15 protein-coding genes, 2 tRNA genes and 1 pseudogene (1 of these 18 only partly in view) are annotated in these 18,972 nt (G+C 38.9%); 10 read left to right on the top strand and 8 right to left on the bottom strand.

The annotated features are described in order from the left end of the window. Window positions 1–107 precede the first annotated feature (107 nt). The 3 genes from trxB to COU51_03425 are packed head-to-tail and all read right to left on the bottom strand — an operon-like array spanning window position 108 to window position 3,360. A complete protein-coding gene (trxB, locus tag COU51_03435; protein ID PIR66563.1) occupies window positions 108–1,028 on the bottom strand; it encodes a thioredoxin-disulfide reductase in 921 nt (306 codons plus the stop codon). A gap of 12 nt (window positions 1,029–1,040) precedes the next feature. Beyond that, window positions 1,041–1,361: a thioredoxin gene (gene trxA, locus COU51_03430; protein ID PIR66562.1), complete on the bottom strand. Its 321-nt coding sequence runs from the start codon at window positions 1,359–1,361 to the stop codon at window positions 1,041–1,043. 19 nt (window positions 1,362–1,380) lie between these two features. Beyond that, the gene (locus tag COU51_03425; protein ID PIR66561.1) at window positions 1,381–3,360 is read right to left on the bottom strand and encodes a translation initiation factor IF-2; all 1,980 of its coding nucleotides are present in this window, start codon (window positions 3,358–3,360) and stop codon (window positions 1,381–1,383) included. A 104-nt stretch (window positions 3,361–3,464) separates the two neighbouring features. On the opposite strand from COU51_03425, the gene truB reads away from it, so the two are divergent. The 5 genes from truB (at window position 3,465) to COU51_03400 (ending at window position 8,811) form a co-directional block, all read left to right on the top strand. Beyond that, window positions 3,465–4,148, top strand: coding sequence for a tRNA pseudouridine(55) synthase TruB (truB, locus tag COU51_03420; GenBank protein ID PIR66560.1), 684 nt, complete (start codon window positions 3,465–3,467; stop codon window positions 4,146–4,148). Between the two features lie 382 nt (window positions 4,149–4,530). Then, window positions 4,531–6,063: a ribonuclease Y gene (gene rny, locus COU51_03415; GenBank protein ID PIR66559.1), complete on the top strand. Its 1,533-nt coding sequence runs from the start codon at window positions 4,531–4,533 to the stop codon at window positions 6,061–6,063. 27 nt (window positions 6,064–6,090) lie between these two features. After that, window positions 6,091–6,930, top strand: coding sequence for a metallophosphoesterase (locus COU51_03410; protein PIR66558.1), 840 nt, complete (start codon window positions 6,091–6,093; stop codon window positions 6,928–6,930). A 110-nt stretch (window positions 6,931–7,040) separates the two neighbouring features. Next, window positions 7,041–7,445 carry a DNA-binding protein gene (locus tag COU51_03405; protein ID PIR66557.1) on the top strand — a complete coding sequence of 135 codons (405 nt, stop codon included), beginning with the start codon at window positions 7,041–7,043 and terminating at the stop codon, window positions 7,443–7,445. Window positions 7,446–7,530: 85 nt separating this feature from the next. Next, window positions 7,531–8,811, top strand: coding sequence for an aspartate aminotransferase (locus COU51_03400; protein ID PIR66556.1), 1,281 nt, complete (start codon window positions 7,531–7,533; stop codon window positions 8,809–8,811). Window positions 8,812–8,858: 47 nt separating this feature from the next. Here COU51_03400 and COU51_03395 read toward each other — a convergent pair. Then, a pseudogene (locus COU51_03395) lies at window positions 8,859–9,988 on the bottom strand (aminopeptidase). Window positions 9,989–10,086: 98 nt separating this feature from the next. Between COU51_03395 and pepF the strand changes: the two are divergent. Continuing rightward, on the top strand, window positions 10,087–11,904 hold the full coding sequence (gene pepF, locus COU51_03390) for an oligoendopeptidase F (GenBank protein PIR66555.1): 1,818 nt from the start codon (window positions 10,087–10,089) through the stop codon (window positions 11,902–11,904). Between the two features lie 51 nt (window positions 11,905–11,955). Here the strand turns inward: pepF and COU51_03385 are convergent, their stop codons facing one another. Both COU51_03385 and COU51_03380 read right to left on the bottom strand, forming a co-directional pair. Next, window positions 11,956–12,270 carry a hypothetical protein gene (locus tag COU51_03385; GenBank protein ID PIR66554.1) on the bottom strand — a complete coding sequence of 105 codons (315 nt, stop codon included), beginning with the start codon at window positions 12,268–12,270 and terminating at the stop codon, window positions 11,956–11,958. A 17-nt stretch (window positions 12,271–12,287) separates the two neighbouring features. Continuing rightward, complete coding sequence (locus COU51_03380) at window positions 12,288–13,511, bottom strand: hypothetical protein (GenBank protein ID PIR66553.1); 1,224 nt, start codon at window positions 13,509–13,511, stop codon at window positions 12,288–12,290. 135 nt (window positions 13,512–13,646) lie between these two features. Between COU51_03380 and COU51_03375 the strand changes: the two genes are divergently transcribed. Together COU51_03375 and mtnP are read left to right on the top strand one after the other, a co-directional pair. Next, entirely contained in the window at window positions 13,647–14,159 is a 513-nt protein-coding gene (locus tag COU51_03375; GenBank protein PIR66552.1) for an adenine phosphoribosyltransferase, read from the top strand. 1 nt (window position 14,160) lies between these two features. Continuing rightward, window positions 14,161–14,946 carry an S-methyl-5'-thioadenosine phosphorylase gene (gene mtnP, locus COU51_03370; protein ID PIR66551.1) on the top strand — a complete coding sequence of 262 codons (786 nt, stop codon included), beginning with the start codon at window positions 14,161–14,163 and terminating at the stop codon, window positions 14,944–14,946. Window positions 14,947–15,025: 79 nt separating this feature from the next. Here the strand turns inward: mtnP and COU51_03365 are convergent, their stop codons facing one another. Together COU51_03365 and COU51_03360 are read right to left on the bottom strand one after the other, a co-directional pair. Then, window positions 15,026–17,806, bottom strand: coding sequence for a hypothetical protein (locus COU51_03365; GenBank protein ID PIR66550.1), 2,781 nt, complete (start codon window positions 17,804–17,806; stop codon window positions 15,026–15,028). A 20-nt stretch (window positions 17,807–17,826) separates the two neighbouring features. Further along, window positions 17,827–18,696 carry a hypothetical protein gene (locus COU51_03360; GenBank protein PIR66549.1) on the bottom strand — a complete coding sequence of 290 codons (870 nt, stop codon included), beginning with the start codon at window positions 18,694–18,696 and terminating at the stop codon, window positions 17,827–17,829. A gap of 194 nt (window positions 18,697–18,890) precedes the next feature. Between COU51_03360 and COU51_03355 the strand changes: the two genes are divergently transcribed. Further along, a tRNA-Arg gene (locus COU51_03355) sits at window positions 18,891–18,962 on the top strand. A gap of 9 nt (window positions 18,963–18,971) precedes the next feature. Beyond that, window position 18,972 (top strand) — tRNA-Lys (locus tag COU51_03350); it runs 72 nt beyond the window's last position.

Here is an 18,972-nt window from a genome sequence, read left to right as displayed (position 1 = left end):
ACCATATATAAAAATTTCTTGCAACTAAAAAAGACAAAAATATTTTCTGTATCACCAATACCTTGGATCTGCTACAAAAAACATTCCCGTCTTTTTAAAAAACTTGCTTATTTTGTGTTTTCATCTAGGTATCTATCCGCATCTTTTGCCGCCATACATCCCTTACCTGCGGCAGTTATTGCCTGCCAATATTTCCATTCACTTGCGTCACCAGCAGCAAATACGCCCTCTACACTTGTTTTTGCGCTATCTGGTTCTGTAATAATATATCCCTTATTCATTTTTAACTTTCCTTCAAACATTTTTGTATTAGGGATTCTTCCAATTGCAATAAATGCGCCATCTGCCTTTTCTTCACTTTCCTCATTCGTCTTATTATTAATAATCTTCACCTTCTCTAAATGGCTTTCACCGACAAACTCTTTTATTTCGGTATTGGGTAACCATTTTATTTTCGGATTCTTTTTTACCCTCTCATACATAATATCAGATGCTTTAAACTTTTCACTACGATTTATGATTACTACTTCTTCGGCAAGTTTCGAAAGAAAAATAGCCTCTTCCATTGCGGCATCTCCGCCTCCGACAACAATTAATTTTTTATTTTTAAATAATGGACCGTCACAGGTAGCACAATAAGAAATCCCCTTGCCGGTAAGACGCTTTTCCGAATCTAACCCAAGATTTCTTGCTTCTGTACCGGTTGCAATTATTATTGTTTCTGCTTCATATTTTTCATCATCCGCCCAAACTATAAAAGGTCTTATACTAAAATCAACTTTTGTAATATTTTTTGAAATTATTTTTGTTCCAAAATTTTCTGCCTGGCGTCGCATTGACATAATTAAATCCGGACCATTAACCCCCTCTGGAAAACCAGGATAGTTTTCTATAACTGTAGTTGTCATCAATGGTCCGCCCGGAAGAGCACCCTCAAACAAAACAGGAGCTAAGTTAGCTCTTGATGTATAAATAGCCGACGTAAGACCCGCCGGCCCGGAACCAATGATTATAACTTTATGAACCATATCGCCGATAAATTATTTTATTGCTTTTTTTATAGTCTTTTCCAATCTATCTTTTGCCATTGCTCCCATTATTTGTTCTATAACTTTTCCTTTTTTAAAAATTAGAAAAGTTGGTATAGACATTATTCCATATTTACTGGCTAGATCCTCTTCTTTTTCAATATTGATTTTAAAAACTTTGAGATCCTTTTTCATTTCTTCTGCTATTTCATCAACAACCGGGGACATCATCTTGCATGGCCCGCACCATTCAGCATAAAAATCAATAAGTACCGGCCTTGTAGCCTCTAAAACTTCGCGTTTAAAATTTTTTGTTGTGACATCTTTTAGCATAAATTTATTTTTTTATAAATTACAATTCTATCTTTACTTTTTCAAACTCTTCTTTGTATACAAGTAGTATATCACCCTCATTAATTTCGTGTCCAATCTTTGCTTTCATACCACATTCATTAGGATTTACAACCTCTCCAACGTCTTGTTTGCCTGATTGGAGCTGGACTATTTCTCCTTCGTCAATTTTAACATTTTGTCTCATTAAATCAAATTTTGAATCATTTATTATTTTTCCTTCAATTACTTTTCCTCCAATAATTTGACCGTCTTTGTCGCGTTTGAATATTGCTAAAACCTTCAGTTTTCCGCAATCCACTCTTTTTACTTCACCGGCTAATTTTTTTAGGAGGCGTTCTTTGATTGAATCTAATAAATCGTAAATTATTTGATAGGTTTCTGTTTCCACATTTTTTTCGCGCGCGGCCTCTTCCATTTTAGCATCCATACGGACATTAAATCCATAAATGATAGCGTCTCCCGAAAAAGCTCTATCAATATCAGCCTCTGTTATGTTTCCTAATCCGCTATGAATAACCTTTATACCAACTTTGGAATGTTTAAATTGTTCCAAAGATCCGAGCAAAGCTTCCGCAGAACCTAAAACGTCTGTTTTCAAAATAATTTTTAGAATATCTTTTCCCGAATGATCTTCGGATGTATTTTTTTCATACGCGAGGTCAAACGGTCTACCGGATTCTTGGCGCTTTGAGTCTCTTTCCAATCCTTTTGTGTTGTCTGTAGCAAGCAAAACATCACCTACTTCAGGGGCAAGCTTTAATCCCAAAATACGAACGGGGACAGAAGGTCTGGCTTTATCCAATTTTTCACCCTTCCAATTTTCCATAGAACGCACTCTCCCATATAAAACATTTCCTATTTTCAAATAATTATTTACAACCAATGTGCCATTTTGAATAAGGACTGTAGAAACTACGCCCTTAAATTTATCTATGTGTGATTCTATAACACTTGCTATAACTTCTCCGTTGGAGTCAGCAACAAGTTCTTCTTTTTCCATATCTGCCACAAACAAAATGGTGTCCAAAAGATTTTCTATTCCCTGACCTGTTTTTGCTGAGACAGGAACACAGATAGTTTTTCCGCCCCAATCCTCAGATATTAAATTTAATTCTGCGAGTTCTCGTTTTACTCGTTCCGGATCAGCCGACTCTTTGTCTATTTTATTTATAGCAACAACAAATGGTATCTTGGCGGCATTAACGATATCTATTACTTCGCGAGTTTGAGGCTGAACACCGTCGTCGGCAGCAACAACTATTATCGCAATATCGGCAATCTTTGCTCCACGAGAACGCATCGCAGTAAAAGCTTCATGCCCGGGAGTATCGATAAATGTTATATTTCTTCCATTTTTTTCTACTTCATATGCGCCGATGTGCTGTGTGATTCCACCAGCTTCGCCCTCCATAACATTTGTACTTCGGATTGAATCTAAAATTTTTGTTTTTCCGTGATCAACATGACCCATAACAACAATAACCGGTGGCCTTTCGGTAGTATTTCCGCTTTTCTTAACCGTTTCGCGGATAGTTTCTTCGCTTCCCGATTCAAGTTCCAGATCTCCTTCTAACGGCAAAACTTTCCAGCCAAGGTCATCTCCAATAATCATAGCGGAATCAAAATCAATCTTATCATTCAATGATGCCAAAATACCGTTTTTCATCAATATTTTCATTAAACTATTTATAGGCGTGTCTATTCTATTTGCAAATTCTCTGACAGTGATAATTTTTGGTATTCTTATTTCTTTTTTTTCTTCAGGCGCAAGTTCTGTCTTTTGCTCGTCTTCTTCTGTTTTTACATATTCTAATTCCCATTCACGAAAAAGAGTACGCCAATTATTTATAATATGGTGAGCTGTTCTATCATCAATCTTTATGGCTTTTCTACCAATATCAAAACCCATCTGCGGGAGCATTCCACGCAGACGATTTGGATCTACCTTTAATTTTCTAGAAAGTTCTGATATATTCATAATAATAGCTATTAGCAACTAGCGGTTAGTTAATTAGTGCATTCCTTGCCTCACTAAACGCTATATGCTTCTTACACTACATTATTATAGCATAAAAATCAAGTATGAGCATTAATAGCGGATTTTTACTTATAGATAAACCGTCCGGACCCACGTCACACGATGTTATTGATGAGCTAAGACGTATTACAGGAATAAGAAAAATAGGTCATGCAGGAACGTTGGATCCATTTGCCAGCGGACTTTTAATTATAGCTGTCGGACGAGAGGCGACTAAAAATATTTCCCGCTTCGTAAAGCAAGACAAAGTATATTTAGCAAAACTTCATCTCGGAGCAATATCGGATACATATGATAAAACGGGAAATATCCAGGAATCAGGAATGATGAATCAAGAATTAGGGAGTAAAGAAATTGAAAAAATATTGAAAGAGTTTGAGGGTAAACAAAAACAAATTCCACCGATGTTCTCCGCTAAAAAAGTAGGTGGAAAAAAATTATATGAACTGGCGCGGAAGGGCGAAGAAATTGTGCGTGAACCGGTTGATATAGATATTGAATACATAAAGATACTTGATTATAAGTGGCCGTATCTGAAAATAGAAACCCGCGTTTCCTCCGGCACATATATCCGCGCGCTCGCATATGATATCGGAAAAAAACTTGGATGCGGAGCATATTTGGAAGAATTAGAAAGAACATCAATTGGAGACTACAACCTCACTCGCGCTAATGAGCTAAAAAAAATAACTAGGGATAATTGGGAAAAATGCTTATTTCAAAAATAGTTTACTTAAAAAAATTATATTAAAAATCTCCGACATTAATCGGAGTTTTTTATTTATATACGTTGAAAGACAAATTTTTCAAAATCTCATCCCAAATCTTCAGAAGAAACCCGAGTTTGATTTTCCACATTTTCGTCCTCCTTTAATAAATATAATAAAATCTGCCAAAAAGTCAAGGTCTTGCCAAACTTTAATATTTATGGTACAGTATCATTGTATTTAAATTAATATTTTAAAGCAAAAAAAGAGCATTCCACCAAATTGCTGTAATGGATTTATATGATTAATTCGCTAATTTTACCTTTAATCTCACAATCTATCACAAAAAATACAGATTCTAGAGATTCAGAGAATCCTCTTTTCATTTTGCTGTAAAACATGTATGCAAACAGCAATTATTTTGATTTTAGCCGTAGCAGTCTTCGGTACGATTGTAGGATTTGCAGTTGGCTATTATCTTCATAAACTCATTGCCAAAGGACAAGTTGGCTCTGCTGAAATAAAAGCAGAAAAAATCCTAACCGAAGCAAAAAATAAAGGACAGGAATATCTTGTCAAAGTAAAAGAAAGAGCCCTTAAGCTCATCGACGACACCAAGAAGGATGAGTCATTAAGACGCAAAGAAATCCAAAACCTCCAAAAACGCCTGGAAAATCGCGAAAGTGTTTTTGATCAAAAACTTTTGGACTTTCAAGAAAAACAGCAAAAGCTTCTGGAAAAGGCAACACGCCTTGAAGAAGTAAAAAAAGAAATACAAAATCTCCGCGACGAAGAAATAAAAAAACTTCAGCAGATTGCCGGCCTTTCTCCGGAAGGGGCAAAGCACGAGCTTATGGATTTGGTTTCTAAAGACAGCGGGGAAGAGCTGATGTCGCTTCGCAAAAAATTAGAAAATCAGAATTCCGAAGAGCTTGAAAAAAAAGCACGAGAAGTGCTTATGCCGGTTATAGAAAGAATGGCCGGTTCGGTAGTTGCAGAATCAACAACTATAAACGTTGATTTACCTAGCGATGAAATGAAAGGAAGAATAATCGGAAAAGAAGGTAGGAATATCAAAGTTATTGAACAACTTACCGGAACAGAAATTCTAATTGACGAAACGCCTGAGGTAATTACAATCTCATCTTTTAGCCCAATAAGACGACAACTTGCAAAACGCGTATTAGATAAACTTATTGCCGATGGCAGAATTCAACCGGCGCGCATTGAAGAAACTATTCAAAATGTTAAAAAAGAATTAGCAATAGAAATTACTAAAGCCGGCGAAGACGCTCTCTATAAACTAGGGCTTACGGGCTTTGATCAAAAATTAGTGCAAATCGTTGGCCGACTAAAATTCCGTACCAGTTATGGACAGAATATTCTTTTACATTCAATAGAGGTTGCAAACATAGCCACTATGCTTGCTGAAGAACTTGGCGCTGATGTTACGATTGCTAAAAAAGGCGGATTATTACATGACATCGGAAAAGCAATGGATCAGGATATTCAAGGTGGACATCCGGAAATAGGGTATAATATATTAAAGAAGTTCGGAATCGCCGAAGATGTCGCTTATATCGCCTTAGGACATCACGAAGATCATCCAAAGACATTAGAAGCGGTTATTGTTAAAGTCGCCGATGCAATCTCCGGCGCAAGAATAGGCGCAAGAAAAGACAGCTTTGAACAATATGTAAAACGTCTCGAAGAATTGGAAGGAATCGCAAAAGCATTCCAGGGCGTTGATAAAGCGTACGCGATACAAGCAGGGCGGGAAATCCGCGTTTTCGTAAAACCCGACCAGATTGACGACTACTCCGCTCATGAGCTGGCAAAAAATATTGCCAACCAGATTGAAGCTGATTTGAAATATCCTGGGGAAATAAAAGTTATGGTAATCAGAGAAAAAAGAATTATAGAATACGCAAAATAATTAACGTAACTTGAAACACAATATATTATGTTAAAAATTTTGATTCTCGGCGATATAATGGGAAAAGTTGGAAGAAAAGCGCTTGTAAAAAAGCTCTCGGATTTGCGTAAAAAATATAAACCCGACTTAGTAATCGCAAACGGAGAAAATATCGCTCACGGACTTGGGGTAACAACCAAAACTTTACACGAAGTGCATAAAGCCGGAGTAGATTTCTTTACGACTGGAAACCACGTATGGAATAAAGAGATAGAATTTAAACGCGTTATGGAAGATAACGTCTTACGTAGTATAATTATTCGCCCGTCAAATTATAAAAAAATATACCGTAAACCAGGAAAGGGTCACAAAATAATAAAAGCTGGCGGAAAACGCATATTAGTAATAAATATTTTGGGTAGAGTTTTTATGAAAGGAGAAGCCGACAAAGTGACTCTTCCAATTCCTGCCGCATTAAAAATTTTAGATGAATACAAAAAGAAATCCGTGGATGCCATTTTATTAGATTTACATACAGAAGCAACTTCCGAAAAACGCGCAATGGGTTGGGCTCTAAATGGCAAAGCGTCTCTTGTGTGGGGAACGCACACGCATATTCCAACAGCTGACGCCCAGATACTTCCTGACGGCACAGGATATATAACCGACCTAGGAATGTGTGGCGCACGTGATTCTGTTATTGGAGATAATAAAGAAGAAGTTGTCTCTTCAATGATGAAAAAAAATATAAAATTAAAACATAGCTTATTAGAAAATGGCCCTGCAGTAATCCAGGGTATTTATGTAGAATTAGGTAAAAACTTGCCAAACTCCAAAATACTACGTACAATAAAAATACAACAAGTATTAGAAGAAGTAATAACATAAAAAGGATCGTGGCTACTTAGCTTTTTAGCTTTTTAGGATTTTATCCTGTCTCGCTTTGCGGGACAAATCCTAACCGGCTAAATAGTTACTTTCCAAAAAAAGCTAATCATATGAATAAACAACAGTTGGCAGATGAACTATCAGGTCGCGTAGGAGGTGTTTCGCGCGCTCAAACAGAAAAAATGCTTGAAGAACTTACACGCGTTATAACCGAACGTCTTATTGCAGGCGAAGATATTACGATAGCGGGGTTTGGAGCATTTTCTTCCAGAAAAAGGAAAGGTAGAATCGGTGTAAATCCAAGAAATATAAAAGAACAAATAGAAATACCAAGTGTAAAAGTAGCAAAATTCAAACCTGGAAAAAATCTAAAAGATGCCTTGAAACGTTCCGACCGAACACCAATGCCAGAAAATCCATCTTCAGATGAAACTATAAAAAACGAAATGGCTGAAACTTTACCGGAAACTTCTGCAGAAATAACCGAGAAGCCAACAGAGGAAAATCAATATTAAACAAAAGATAGCCTACGGGCTATTTTTTGTTATCCAAATCAAAGAAAAAGTTTTAAATAAGCCTTCGATATGATAAGATATTGCTATGCACAAAGAAGCGATGGAACTAAATGAAATAATAAAAAAAGAGAGCCCGCTTATCTATGGGCTTCTTTCGGAAACCGGAAAAAAAACATATTTTTCAAAAACAGGTATCTTCGCGCAGTCATTGCAGGCAAAACAAACAGAACTTAATGCCACAATTGGGATAGCCCTTGAGGAAGATGGATCTATCATGCATCTAAAAAGCATTACTAAATATATTTTGCTGGAACCTCAGGATATTTTTCCATATGTGCCTATGCCTGGAAAACCTGAACTTAGGAAACTTTGGCAACAATCAATATATGAAAAAAATCCTTCATTAAAAAGTCTCATAAGTACACCCGTTGTGACTAATGCCCTAACCCACGGCGTAAGCGTTACGGCGCAATTATTTATAGATCCAGAAGATATTATTTTATTAAGCGATAAGTCATGGAGTAACTACAATGTTATTTTCAGCACGCAAGAACCAATTTTTAAATCATACAAAACATTTTCAGAAGGAGGGTTAGATATTGATGCGCTTGAAGATGCATTCGGTCAAAACATTGGAAAAAAAATATTGCTCCTAAATTATCCAAATAATCCAACCGGATATTCTCCTACCAATAAGGAGGTCCAAAGAATACTTGAAATTATAAAAAAACGGGCAGACATGGGCGACAGAATATTGGCCGTTTGCGATGATGCTTATTTTGGATTGACATATGAAGATAATGTTTATAAAGAATCATTATTTGCTCCTCTCTCCAATATTCATGAAAATATTTTAGCAATAAAAATAGACGGGGCAACAAAAGAAAATTTTGCTTGGGGATTACGCGTGGGATTTTTAACTTTTGGCTATAAAGGAATGACCAAAAGTGTATGTAAAGCCTTAGAAGAAAAAATAGTTGGCACGGTAGCAAGAAATATATCTAACGTCTCCAACCTTTCTCAAAGTTTAGTGCTAAAATCATTAAACTCTCCTGACTATTCACAAGAAAAACAAGAAAAACAAGAAATATTAAAATTAAGATATAACGCGATAAAAGAAGTTCTAAAAAATCCTAAATTTAATGAGTACTTTAACGCATTACCGTTTAATTCCGGATATTTTATGTGCTTGGAATTGAATAAAAATATAGATATTGAAAAAGTTAGAAAAAAATTATTATTGGATTATGATACTGGGGTCGTAACTACTTCAGGCTGTATAAGAATCGCTTTTTCAAGCGTTAATTTAAAAAATATTCCTCTTCTTTTTGAAAATATTTATACTGCTTGTAAAAATATAGTCTAATTTTTTTGTTATAAAAAAATCTCCGCGTAAGCGGAGTTTTTTAAAGATTACTTCAAATTTTTTGGATTCAAACAAAACAATTCTGGAAGAACAAATAGTCCGTCTTTACGGATAAGGACATCATCAAACAAAATCGCTCCTCCCCCGTATTCCGGCGTTTGGACCGAAACTATGCCCCAGTGAACAGTTGATTTATTCCCATTCGGCGCATCGTCATAACTATCGCCCGGAGTAAAATGAAACGAGCCGGAAATTTTTTCATCAAACAAAATACTCATCATCGGCTTTAGAATATATGGGTTGACGCCAAGAGCAAACTCGCCAATATAACGCGCGCCATCGTCTCTATCTAAAATAACATTGAGATCTTCGTCGCCTCCTTGCCCACAAGAAGCGCTCACAATCTTTCCCTCTTTAAATTCCAAAGATATTCCGGAAAATCTCCTACCTCATACATCGTCACCGGCACATGATAAAGCGTCCCATTCACCGAATTGCGAACTGGCGCAGTGTAAACCTCGCCATCGGGAATATTTAATTTCCCATCACATTTTATTGCCGGAATTCCTTTGATTGAAAAATTCAAATCAGTTCTAGGATCGACGATTCTGACTCTATCTGTTTTATTCATCAATTCAACCAAAGGATCCATAGCCTTACTCATCTTATCATAATTCAGCAAACAGCATTTGAAATAAAAATCTTCAAAGGCCTCAGTGGACATTTCTGCGGACTGTGCCATTGAGGGTGTCGGCCAACGAAGCACGCACCAACGAGTCTGGCCTACACGATAATCTAGGCCTTTTTTCATTACCTTATTAAAAGCGGCCATTTTCTCTTCTGGAACATCGGACATTTCAAAAGCATTATTTTTAGCATAAAAACGAATATAGGCATCGGATTGAAAAATGAACCTCAAAAAAATCTCGGAATAAAATCTTAGCTGTTCTTGATTTGCTCCGCGCAAAAATACACGCAAAAGTCGTGCATCCGTTCCATACTCAAAATCAAGCTGATAGTATGGCTCTGCACCCACGGCATAGGCCTCGTCAATCAGCGCCTCAACCAATGGATAAGAGTCGGAACCAGCGGCATCAATCATCAATCTCTCACCCGGCTTAAGACAAACAGAATTTTGGATAAGATTTTTTGCCAATTATCTGATTCTCGGATCCATCTCCGTCTCTCCTTCCCTAAAAAAACTAACACTATCTTAAAAAACTTTATGAGATATGTCAACTCTTTACAAAATCCGAGTTATCTACTAATATAGCAATGGCTCATTACAAAAAGGAGAGGGGTATGACAGTAGAACGAAAGAATATGCCGATTTGTGACTGCTGGGATATTGAATCCCTTTATACCAATAACAAAACCTGGAACGAAGATTATGAAAAAGTCATGCATCTTTCTGAAGAACTTCTGAAATACAAGGGTGCGCTGAATAATTCGGAAACGATCTTGGAATGTCTGAGATTGCATTCATCAATTGAACAAATTTTTGAGCGTCTATATGATTTTGCAATGAGAAAAGAAGATGAAGATACTGCAAATGGCATATCAATAAAAAGAGCAGGCAAAATATATGAGCTTTTGTCTAAACTAGCAACTGCCAAGGCATTTATTGACCCTGAGTTGTCAAATCAATCAGATGAATTCTTGGCGCAATTGTCTCTTGAGCCTGACTTCACCGACTATGTTTTATATCTAAAGAAATTATCGCGAGGTAAAAAACATCTTCTGCTAACCGAGCAAGAAGAGCTTTTGGCAAGCTTATCCGAAACACTTGGAGTGCCAAAACTTATTGCCGAGAAACTCCGCGACGCTGATATGCAATTCCCAAAAATTTTGGTTGATGGAAAAAGAGTTGAAGTTTCAAATTCAAACTTCGGTGTCTTAAGAGAACACCCCGACCGGAAAGTTAGAAAAGCAACAACAGAAAAATATTTTGGAACATATAAGAATTTCCGAACAACTCTAGCCACAACCCTTATAGCACATATAAAATATAACGTAACTGAGGCACGCGCACGAAAACATCAGTTCATTATGGATTATTTTCTGCATAATAAAGGCATGGGCTCCACTGTTTACAAAACTTTATTTCAAGTAGCAAATGAACATCTACATCTCTTGCACCGCTACTCTGACATCAGAAGAAGAAAGCTTGGATTGAAAAAACTTTTCTGGCATGATTTGTATGTTCCGATTCTTAGCTCTATAGATTATAAATTTGAATATGACAAAGCAGTAGAAATAGTACTTGCGGCAATAGAGCCGTTAGGCAAAGAATATGTTGCAACTTTAAGGCAAGGCCTCACAACCGAACGTTGGGTTGATAGAATCCCAAACAAAGGAAAAAGAAGTGGCGCATATTCTGCCGGCACCTATAACGGCAAGCCATTTATTCTGATGAGTTATAGGGACAGATTAGAAGATGTTTCTACGCTGGCTCATGAAGCCGGACACTCAATGCATAGTTACCTAGCGATGAATGCCCAACCCTTTCCGCGTTATGACTACACAATCTTTATCGCCGAAATTGCTTCCACGTTGAATGAGAATCTCCTTAGCGAGTATCTATTACGTGACGCCAACGACACATTACGCTCCTACATAATTAATAACCAGTTAGAGAGTGTCCGAACAACATTTTTCAGGCAGGTAATGTTTGCGGAATTTGAAGCAATGCTTTATGAAAGAACGTGGAATGGCGAACAACTTTCTGCAGACGATTTGGAAGAGGCATACTTTAAACTGAATCAGCGCTATTACGGCCCAGATACTATGATAAATGAAGTCATCCGCCATGAGTGGTCTTTTATTCCCCATTTCTTTTACAACTTTTATGTTTATCAGTATGCCACAGGCCTTTCTTGCGCTACGTTCTTTAGCGAAAAAATCTTATCCGGCGAACCAAACGCGCTTGAAGCATATATGAAATTGCTTCGCGCCGGTGGTTCCGACTACCCGGCAATTCTTCTGAAAAATGCAGGTCTTGATGTAAGCAAATCCGATTACCTTTTGGCTTTAATGAAAAAATTTGAGGAGTGGCTCGACGCTTTTGACGCGCTCGTGCCTGACAAAATCTAAATAAAACTCACGCGACTAACGCGTGGCTTTTTAATTTAAAAAAACCGCCTATTAAATTTGACGGTTTATCATTGCCTTATACTCAGCCTCTTCAAGAATACGGCTGGCTACATCGCGAAAAGCCTCCAATACCTCGCGTTCCAGAACAGTTTCGTATTTATTGTTTTGTAATTTACGAGTAGCATTGTAATAATGACCAACTACATCCGGATCTCTCGCATAACTATTTTTTACTATTTTCAAAGCTGACTTTAACTCAACGTCTTGCTCTTTTTCGCTCCAATAATCACACCACACAATGTCCTGATGACTCCGAAATAAATTTGCAATATACGCGCGAATCTTTTGCCGTGATTTTTTATTCATTTCCTCCTCCTTGTTGCTTATGATTTTTTCATCGTTACTTTACCTGTTTTTCTATTTTTAATCTCTATATTATTTTTTGCCAGTGTCTTTTCAGAAATAATAATTCGCTCTGGTATTCCCAATAAATCTGCAGTGGCAAATTTTTCTCCTGCCGATATGTCTTCACGATCATCAAATAAAACATTCTTACCATCAGACTCCTGTTTTTTCATAAATAACAAAGAGGCTGACTTTACTTTTTTATTTATTTTTTTATCTTTCCCAAAAAGAGCAATTAAATGAATGTTATACGGTGCTACATCTTGAGGCCAAAAAATTCCACGCTCATCATGGTTTGCTTCAACTATTGCGCCAACAAGCCGAGTGGTGCCAATCCCATAACAACCCATTAAAACTGGTTTTTCTTTACCGTTTTTATCAGTATATTTAAAATCAAAAGCTTTGCTATATTTTGTTTTTAATTGAAAAATATTTCCAACCTCTATTGCCTTTTCTCCTTTGGTTAAGCTACTCTTACATTCCGGACACTTGCCGACTTTTACCAATTCATTATTATAATGTATCTTACATTTTGAACAATAAAAAATCGTATCCTCTCCTGACGGGGTAATAACCTGAAATTCGTCGGAAAATTTTGAAAAAGTCCCACCGCCTGCGCGAACGCGAACGGCCTGCAAACCACAGCGCTTAAAAATTTTTGCATAAGCACGAGCGGTTTTTTCATAAAAATTTTCCATGTCATTTTCGTCTTTATGAAAACTATACAAATCTTTCATTCCAAACTCACGGCCACGAAGTACTCCAGATTTTGCCCGAAGCTCGTCACGGTATTTATTTTGAATCTGATATAAAGCTATTGGAAAATCTTGATAAGAGTTTAGATATGTCTTTACTAAAGGGGTAACGATCTCCTCTGCTGTTGGACCCAGAGCAACTTCTCCGCCGATTTTTGATTTTAATTTAAACAAGACATCTAGGTCATCCCACCTACCAGTGATTGACCAGTTTTCTTTTGGTTGTAAACCGGACATCAAAATTTCTTGCGCGCCAAGTGCGTTTATTTCTTCACGAATAATATTTTCCACTTTTTGTAAAACGCGGAAACCCAAAGGAAGCCAAGAATAAACTCCAGCCATTTCCTGATGGACAAATCCGCCTTGTGTTAAATATTTAGCATTAGCCGACTCTGTGTCCTTTGGCGCCTGGCGCAATGCTTTCGGAAATAATTTGGAATATAGCATAAAACAACGTTTAACGTTTAGTAATTAGGATAAACTATATAATAAATAGTAGCAGGAATATAATAGAAACTCAATAGTTTGAATTTTAATAATATGTTTGTTAATATAAAATCATTATAAAATAACTATAAATTTATGGATTTAACTCAATATATAAAAGATGTGACCGACTATCCTAAAGTCGGCGTAGTTTTTAAAGATATTACTCCCCTTTTAGGAAATGGCGAGGCCTTTAAATACGCTATTGATAAACTTGCAGAATTATTTTCCGATAGACAAATTGACATTGTATTAGGAATTGACGCACGCGGATTTTTATTGGCCGCGCCTGTCGCATACAAACTAAGGAAAGGAATCGCTATCGTTAGAAAACCCGGCAAGCTCCCACGCAAATCAATTGGTGAAAGCTATGATTTGGAATATGGAAGTAATGCCTTAGAAATTCATGAGGACGCAATAGAACCCGGGCAAAATGTTCTGATTATTGATGATGTCCTGGCAACCGGTGGAACGATGGAAGCAACGTGCAAGATGGTAAAAAAATTGGGTGGGGAAATAGCAGGAATAGGATTTTTAATAGAGTTAGATTTTTTACAAGGTCGAAACAAACTGGAGGAAAACAACGTCAAAACGCTCGTCCACTACTAATATGCTAGGAATTTTTGGCGGTTCGGGATTTTATGAACTCTTAGACAACTTAAAAGAAATTGAGGTTGGCACTCCATACGGCTTGCCTTCTGATAAATTTATGGTCGGTGAATTTTGTGACCGTAAAGTTGCATTTTTGCCACGTCATGGACGTGGTCATAAAATTCCGCCTCACAAAATTCCATATCGAGCAAATCTTTGGGCAATGAAAGAACTGGGCGTAACAAAAATAATTTCTCCTTGCGCGGTTGGAAGCTTGCATCGTGATATCGCGCCGGGAACTTTTGTTATTTGTGATTCTTATTTTGACAGGACGCGTGGGAGAACTGACACTTTTTTTGAAGGTCCCGAAGTTCGCCATATGACGAGCGTCGATCCATATTGTGAGAACTTGCGTCAAACCGCAATAAAAGCGTGCAAAAAACTTGGCGTTCCGGTTGTAGAACATGGAACAATCGTCGTAATAAACGGTCCGCGATTTTCTACGATTACCGAAAGTAAACTATTCAGCACTTTTGCTGGCGTTATCGGCATGACAGCTTATCCGGAAGTTGTATTAGCAAATGAACTTGGAATTAGCATTGCCAATATCTCACTTGCGACAGATTATGACGCTTGGTCGCATAATGAAAAAGATATAAAAGAATCATCAGCGCAAGAAATTATCGAAACTTTCAATAAAAATATAGACAATGTGAAACGTGTTATATTTGAAATTATCAAAAACGTAGACATGAGCGAATGTCCGCGTTGCGAGGAAAAAATGCTTCAATCAAAATTTAACTAAATTTTGATTTTACCAAATATAAAACCCCTGTCCGTATTAGACAGGGGTTATTTTTATGTTAAGAAAAATGAACTATTATTTACAACTTGCAACAGAGAACGCCACCACCGATTGCCTGGAACTTTACAACTGTCGTAAGCTCGTTTGAAGAATCGCTGGTGTCGCCACATCTCCATGTTTCTGGCGCGCCGGTATATGGATATTTGATCGCCATACAATCCTCGCTGGAAAAATAATTCAGCAACCCGCAAGAACTAGGCTGCGGAGGATCGCCGAAATTGCCACACCCGAAAATGTCGTTTGTTCCGGAAGTGTTGCAATAACCGAATCCGCTTGATGGCTGAAGCGTTGCAAAAAATCTCTTATCCGTACCGTTCCAACAATGCGTACAGTCCTTGCCATATGGCATATTCTGCGCCACATCTTGGTAGTCCTGACAGATGTGCCATCCGGACTCACAAAGATAGGATGCGTTCTGCAATCCCGGATTTGACCATGTGCCAGAACAACCCGCGATGTTGGGAAAATCGGTGGCAACGACAAATCCCTCACGCGTGCCGTCTGCGCATCCATAGCCATAGGTGTAAGAACCCACACACTTGTCCTGAGCCTCATCACAGTAACCGGGTGAACAATTGCGTGCGCCACCTGATACACAGGTGCCGGAAACACAATAGTCTCCAATTGTGCAATAAAGACCATCGTCACAAGAGTTACCGGAAAGAGCGAAGTGCTCGCACTTCCAAGTCGCGCTATTGCAAGCATCCGTAGTACAGGTATTGTTATCATTGCAATCAGAACCGGTCGTGCATTCCTTATAAAGACACTGGTCTTGCAACTCGTCACAAGAATATCCTGTTCCGCAGTCGCGCGAAGAACCAGAAATACACAAACCGTTTGAGCAATAATCATTTACCGTGCACCACTTGCCGTCATCACAAGCGCCGGTTAGATTCTGGTGCTCACATTTCCAAGTTGTGCTATTGCAAGTATCTTGCGTACAAGAATTTCCATCATTGCAATCGGCATGATATTGGCATTGATGACAATCTGGGTCAGCATAATCCAGAAGTCCGTCGCAGTCATTGTCCTTGCCATCGGAACAGGTTCCGGAAATGGTCCAAGACTCAGCGCCTGAGTTTGGATTTTGCGTAAGAACACATTTATCCTGCGATTCATCGCAAGAAGCCAATTTGCATACATCTGTGCTTGTGCAGAAAATCAGTGTCCCAGACAAACAAACGCCACTCTGACATGACTCATGCCCATTGCAATAAAGCACGTCATCGCAGGCTGTTCCATTTGCCTTTGGAATTTGCTTGCAAGCATTAAGCGATTCGTCGCAGAATGCCTGGTTGCAAGAATCTGCAAAACTTGAACAGTCACGCAGAGTCCCCTGACAAGATCCGTCCTGACATTGGTCAACCGAGGTACACCATTGGCCGTCATCGCAAAGACTTCCATTTGGCTTATCGGAATTGTAACATTTTCCGCCGGTGCAAGAATCGGCCGTGCAAGTATTCCCATCATCGCAATCGCTTGCAATCGTACAGGACTTGCATCCCTGAATAGGGGTAAAAGAACAAGACTTTAATACTTCGTCGCATTTATCGCCAGTACAGGTATTGTTATCATTACACGTAATTTGCGTCCCATATTGGCAACTGCCCGATTGGCAAGTTTCTGCGCCATTACAATAAAGTCCGTCAGAACAACTTGTTCCATCCGACTTCGGCGTATTAACACAAACCTTACTGGAATTGCAAACGTCGTAAGTGCACGAGTTATTGTCGTCGCACTCAAGATCATTTTGGCATCCTTGGCAGTCTGAATCCAACAAGTCAATGCTTCCATCACAGTCATTGTCCTGGCCGTCCAAACACTCGGTGGCGCCGGGAAAACCTTCTTTACCAGAAGATGGCAAAGCGACAAAAACGCACTTTTTTCCTAATTCATCACAGTTGTCCTGCGTGCAAGCGTTGCCGTCGTCACACAAAACCTTGATGCCGGAAGTGCAAACGCCGGAAATACATTTCTCGACACCGTTGCAATAAAGCTCATCGGTGCAAGAAGTATTGTTAGATAAAGCGGCATTCTGACAAATACCGCCCAAACATTGATCGTTTGTGCACTTATTCCCGTCATCGCATTCCGAATCTGACACGCAAGCAATACACGAAGTATCTTGCAAGTCAGTCAACCCATCACAATCATTATCCTTGTTATCATAACAGATTGAAGAACCTGGTGGTCCTTCAATTATCGGCTGAAGAGGACTGGCACTGCAAGTCAGTTTAGTCGCCGAGCCATTGCACTGCCAATATCCGCTCTGCGCGCATTCACCAAGACCTACTTCACAAATCGTGCCAAGCAAAGACCAGTCTTCATCAGTCTTTCCGTCGCAGTCATTGTCTTTTCCATCACAAAGTTCGTTCTTCGGAAGTACTAGTGTAGGACCGTCGCATTCCAATTTGCCGTTAAAGCAAACCGTTATGCCTTGGTTGCATTCGCCAATCGCGGAACCGCAGACGCCTCCGACATCCGTTAGCCGGTTGTCGATTTCGCCGTCACAGTCATTATCTTTGTTATCGCATATTTCTTTGGCTCCGGGATATCTCGCCGGATCGTTGTCGTCGCAATCCACATTTTCTCTGTAGCCGTCGTTGTCATTGTCCGGCCAAACAACTTTTGAGTCGTCAGTGGAATCTCTGCTCTTGCCATCAGTAACGTGCTGGTCGGGCACGAGCCCGTTGTCTAGACCGCTATCAACGCAAGAGTCACAGTTTGCCAAATCAGGAGCTGCCATCGTACAAGCAGACATCCAAATCGCCAGAAGGATGATACTGATGCGTGTCTTCATTTGTTTGTTCCTTTCGCTTTCTAAAAGTAGACGTGAACAGAAAATACAGAACCGCCAACAAAGTAATCATAGGTGTCGCAAGTGCCGACTTCGTTCTTTACTCCAAAAATAAAACGCAAAGAAATATCGGCGCGATTGCCAAACCAATAAGTTAGCCCAGTTCCCAAAAGCCAAGTGCGGCGTTTGACGGTAAAATCATCAAATCCGCCCCAAAGCGAATCAAAGGTAAATGTCGTGAAAAGCGCCTGCCAGATGCGGACATCAAAGCCAACACCCAAGAGAACGTTCGACTCTTGCCAAAAAGAATACCCCGTAAGTCCGTTTACACGGAAACGGTCATTCAAAGCAAAAGTCAATTTGCCTTCCACGCCTGTTAAGAACTCCTTTTTATCGGACATATAAAGCCCCAGGGTAAAAGCGCCCGGGCCAATCCACCACCACTTTTTAGGCTCTTCTTTTTTTGAAGAAAGTGGAGGAGTTTTGACAGGCTCTTTTTTTTCTGTTTCATGCTGAACGCCAACCTGCTGGTTGACATTAACAACGGGGCTAGCTACTGGCACCGATTTTGCCGGAATCCTGACGACTCTTGTCTCCGGCTTTAACACCGGTGGCTTTTCTCGCGCATGACACATTTCATCGCGCCATTCGCCTCCGCGCCGAAAACAACGAAGCTCATTGGAAACTCTTGGCTTCACTTGCCGACGACGGCGATACTTGACCTGCAACTTCGTTTTCATACAAAGACCGTTTTCCCATTTTCCGCCTCGTGAAAGACATCTTTGTTCTGGAGTCGGTTTGCATCTATCTCTTTCTGCTGCGCCAAAGCCCTCTTCTCCATAAGCGGTAAAGGTAAAAAGAAAAATAACCAAAAAAGGTAGAATCTTTCTCATTGTTTCTCCTTTTTTTGTTCCATTTTGTGGAACGGTTTTTGGTTGTTGTCAAAGATCTAAGGGTTGCTATATATTAGCATATTTTAGCGGTTTTGTCAAGTTTCTCTTATAAAAATTAAAAAATTGCTAATTTTACTTAAATTATGCCTCTTGATTTTTTTACTAAAATAGGCTATAATATAGATTATAATCACGCTCTCGTAGTGAAATGGATATCACGACTGGCTTCGGACCAGTTATTGGGGGTTCGAATCCCTCCGGGAGCATATCCGCCCA

The organism is Parcubacteria group bacterium CG10_big_fil_rev_8_21_14_0_10_36_14, from assembly GCA_002772895.1.
Classification (GTDB): Bacteria; Patescibacteriota; Patescibacteriia.
The sequence above is the reverse complement of the archived record's forward strand: the minus strand, read 5'-3'. Positions and strand labels throughout refer to the sequence as shown.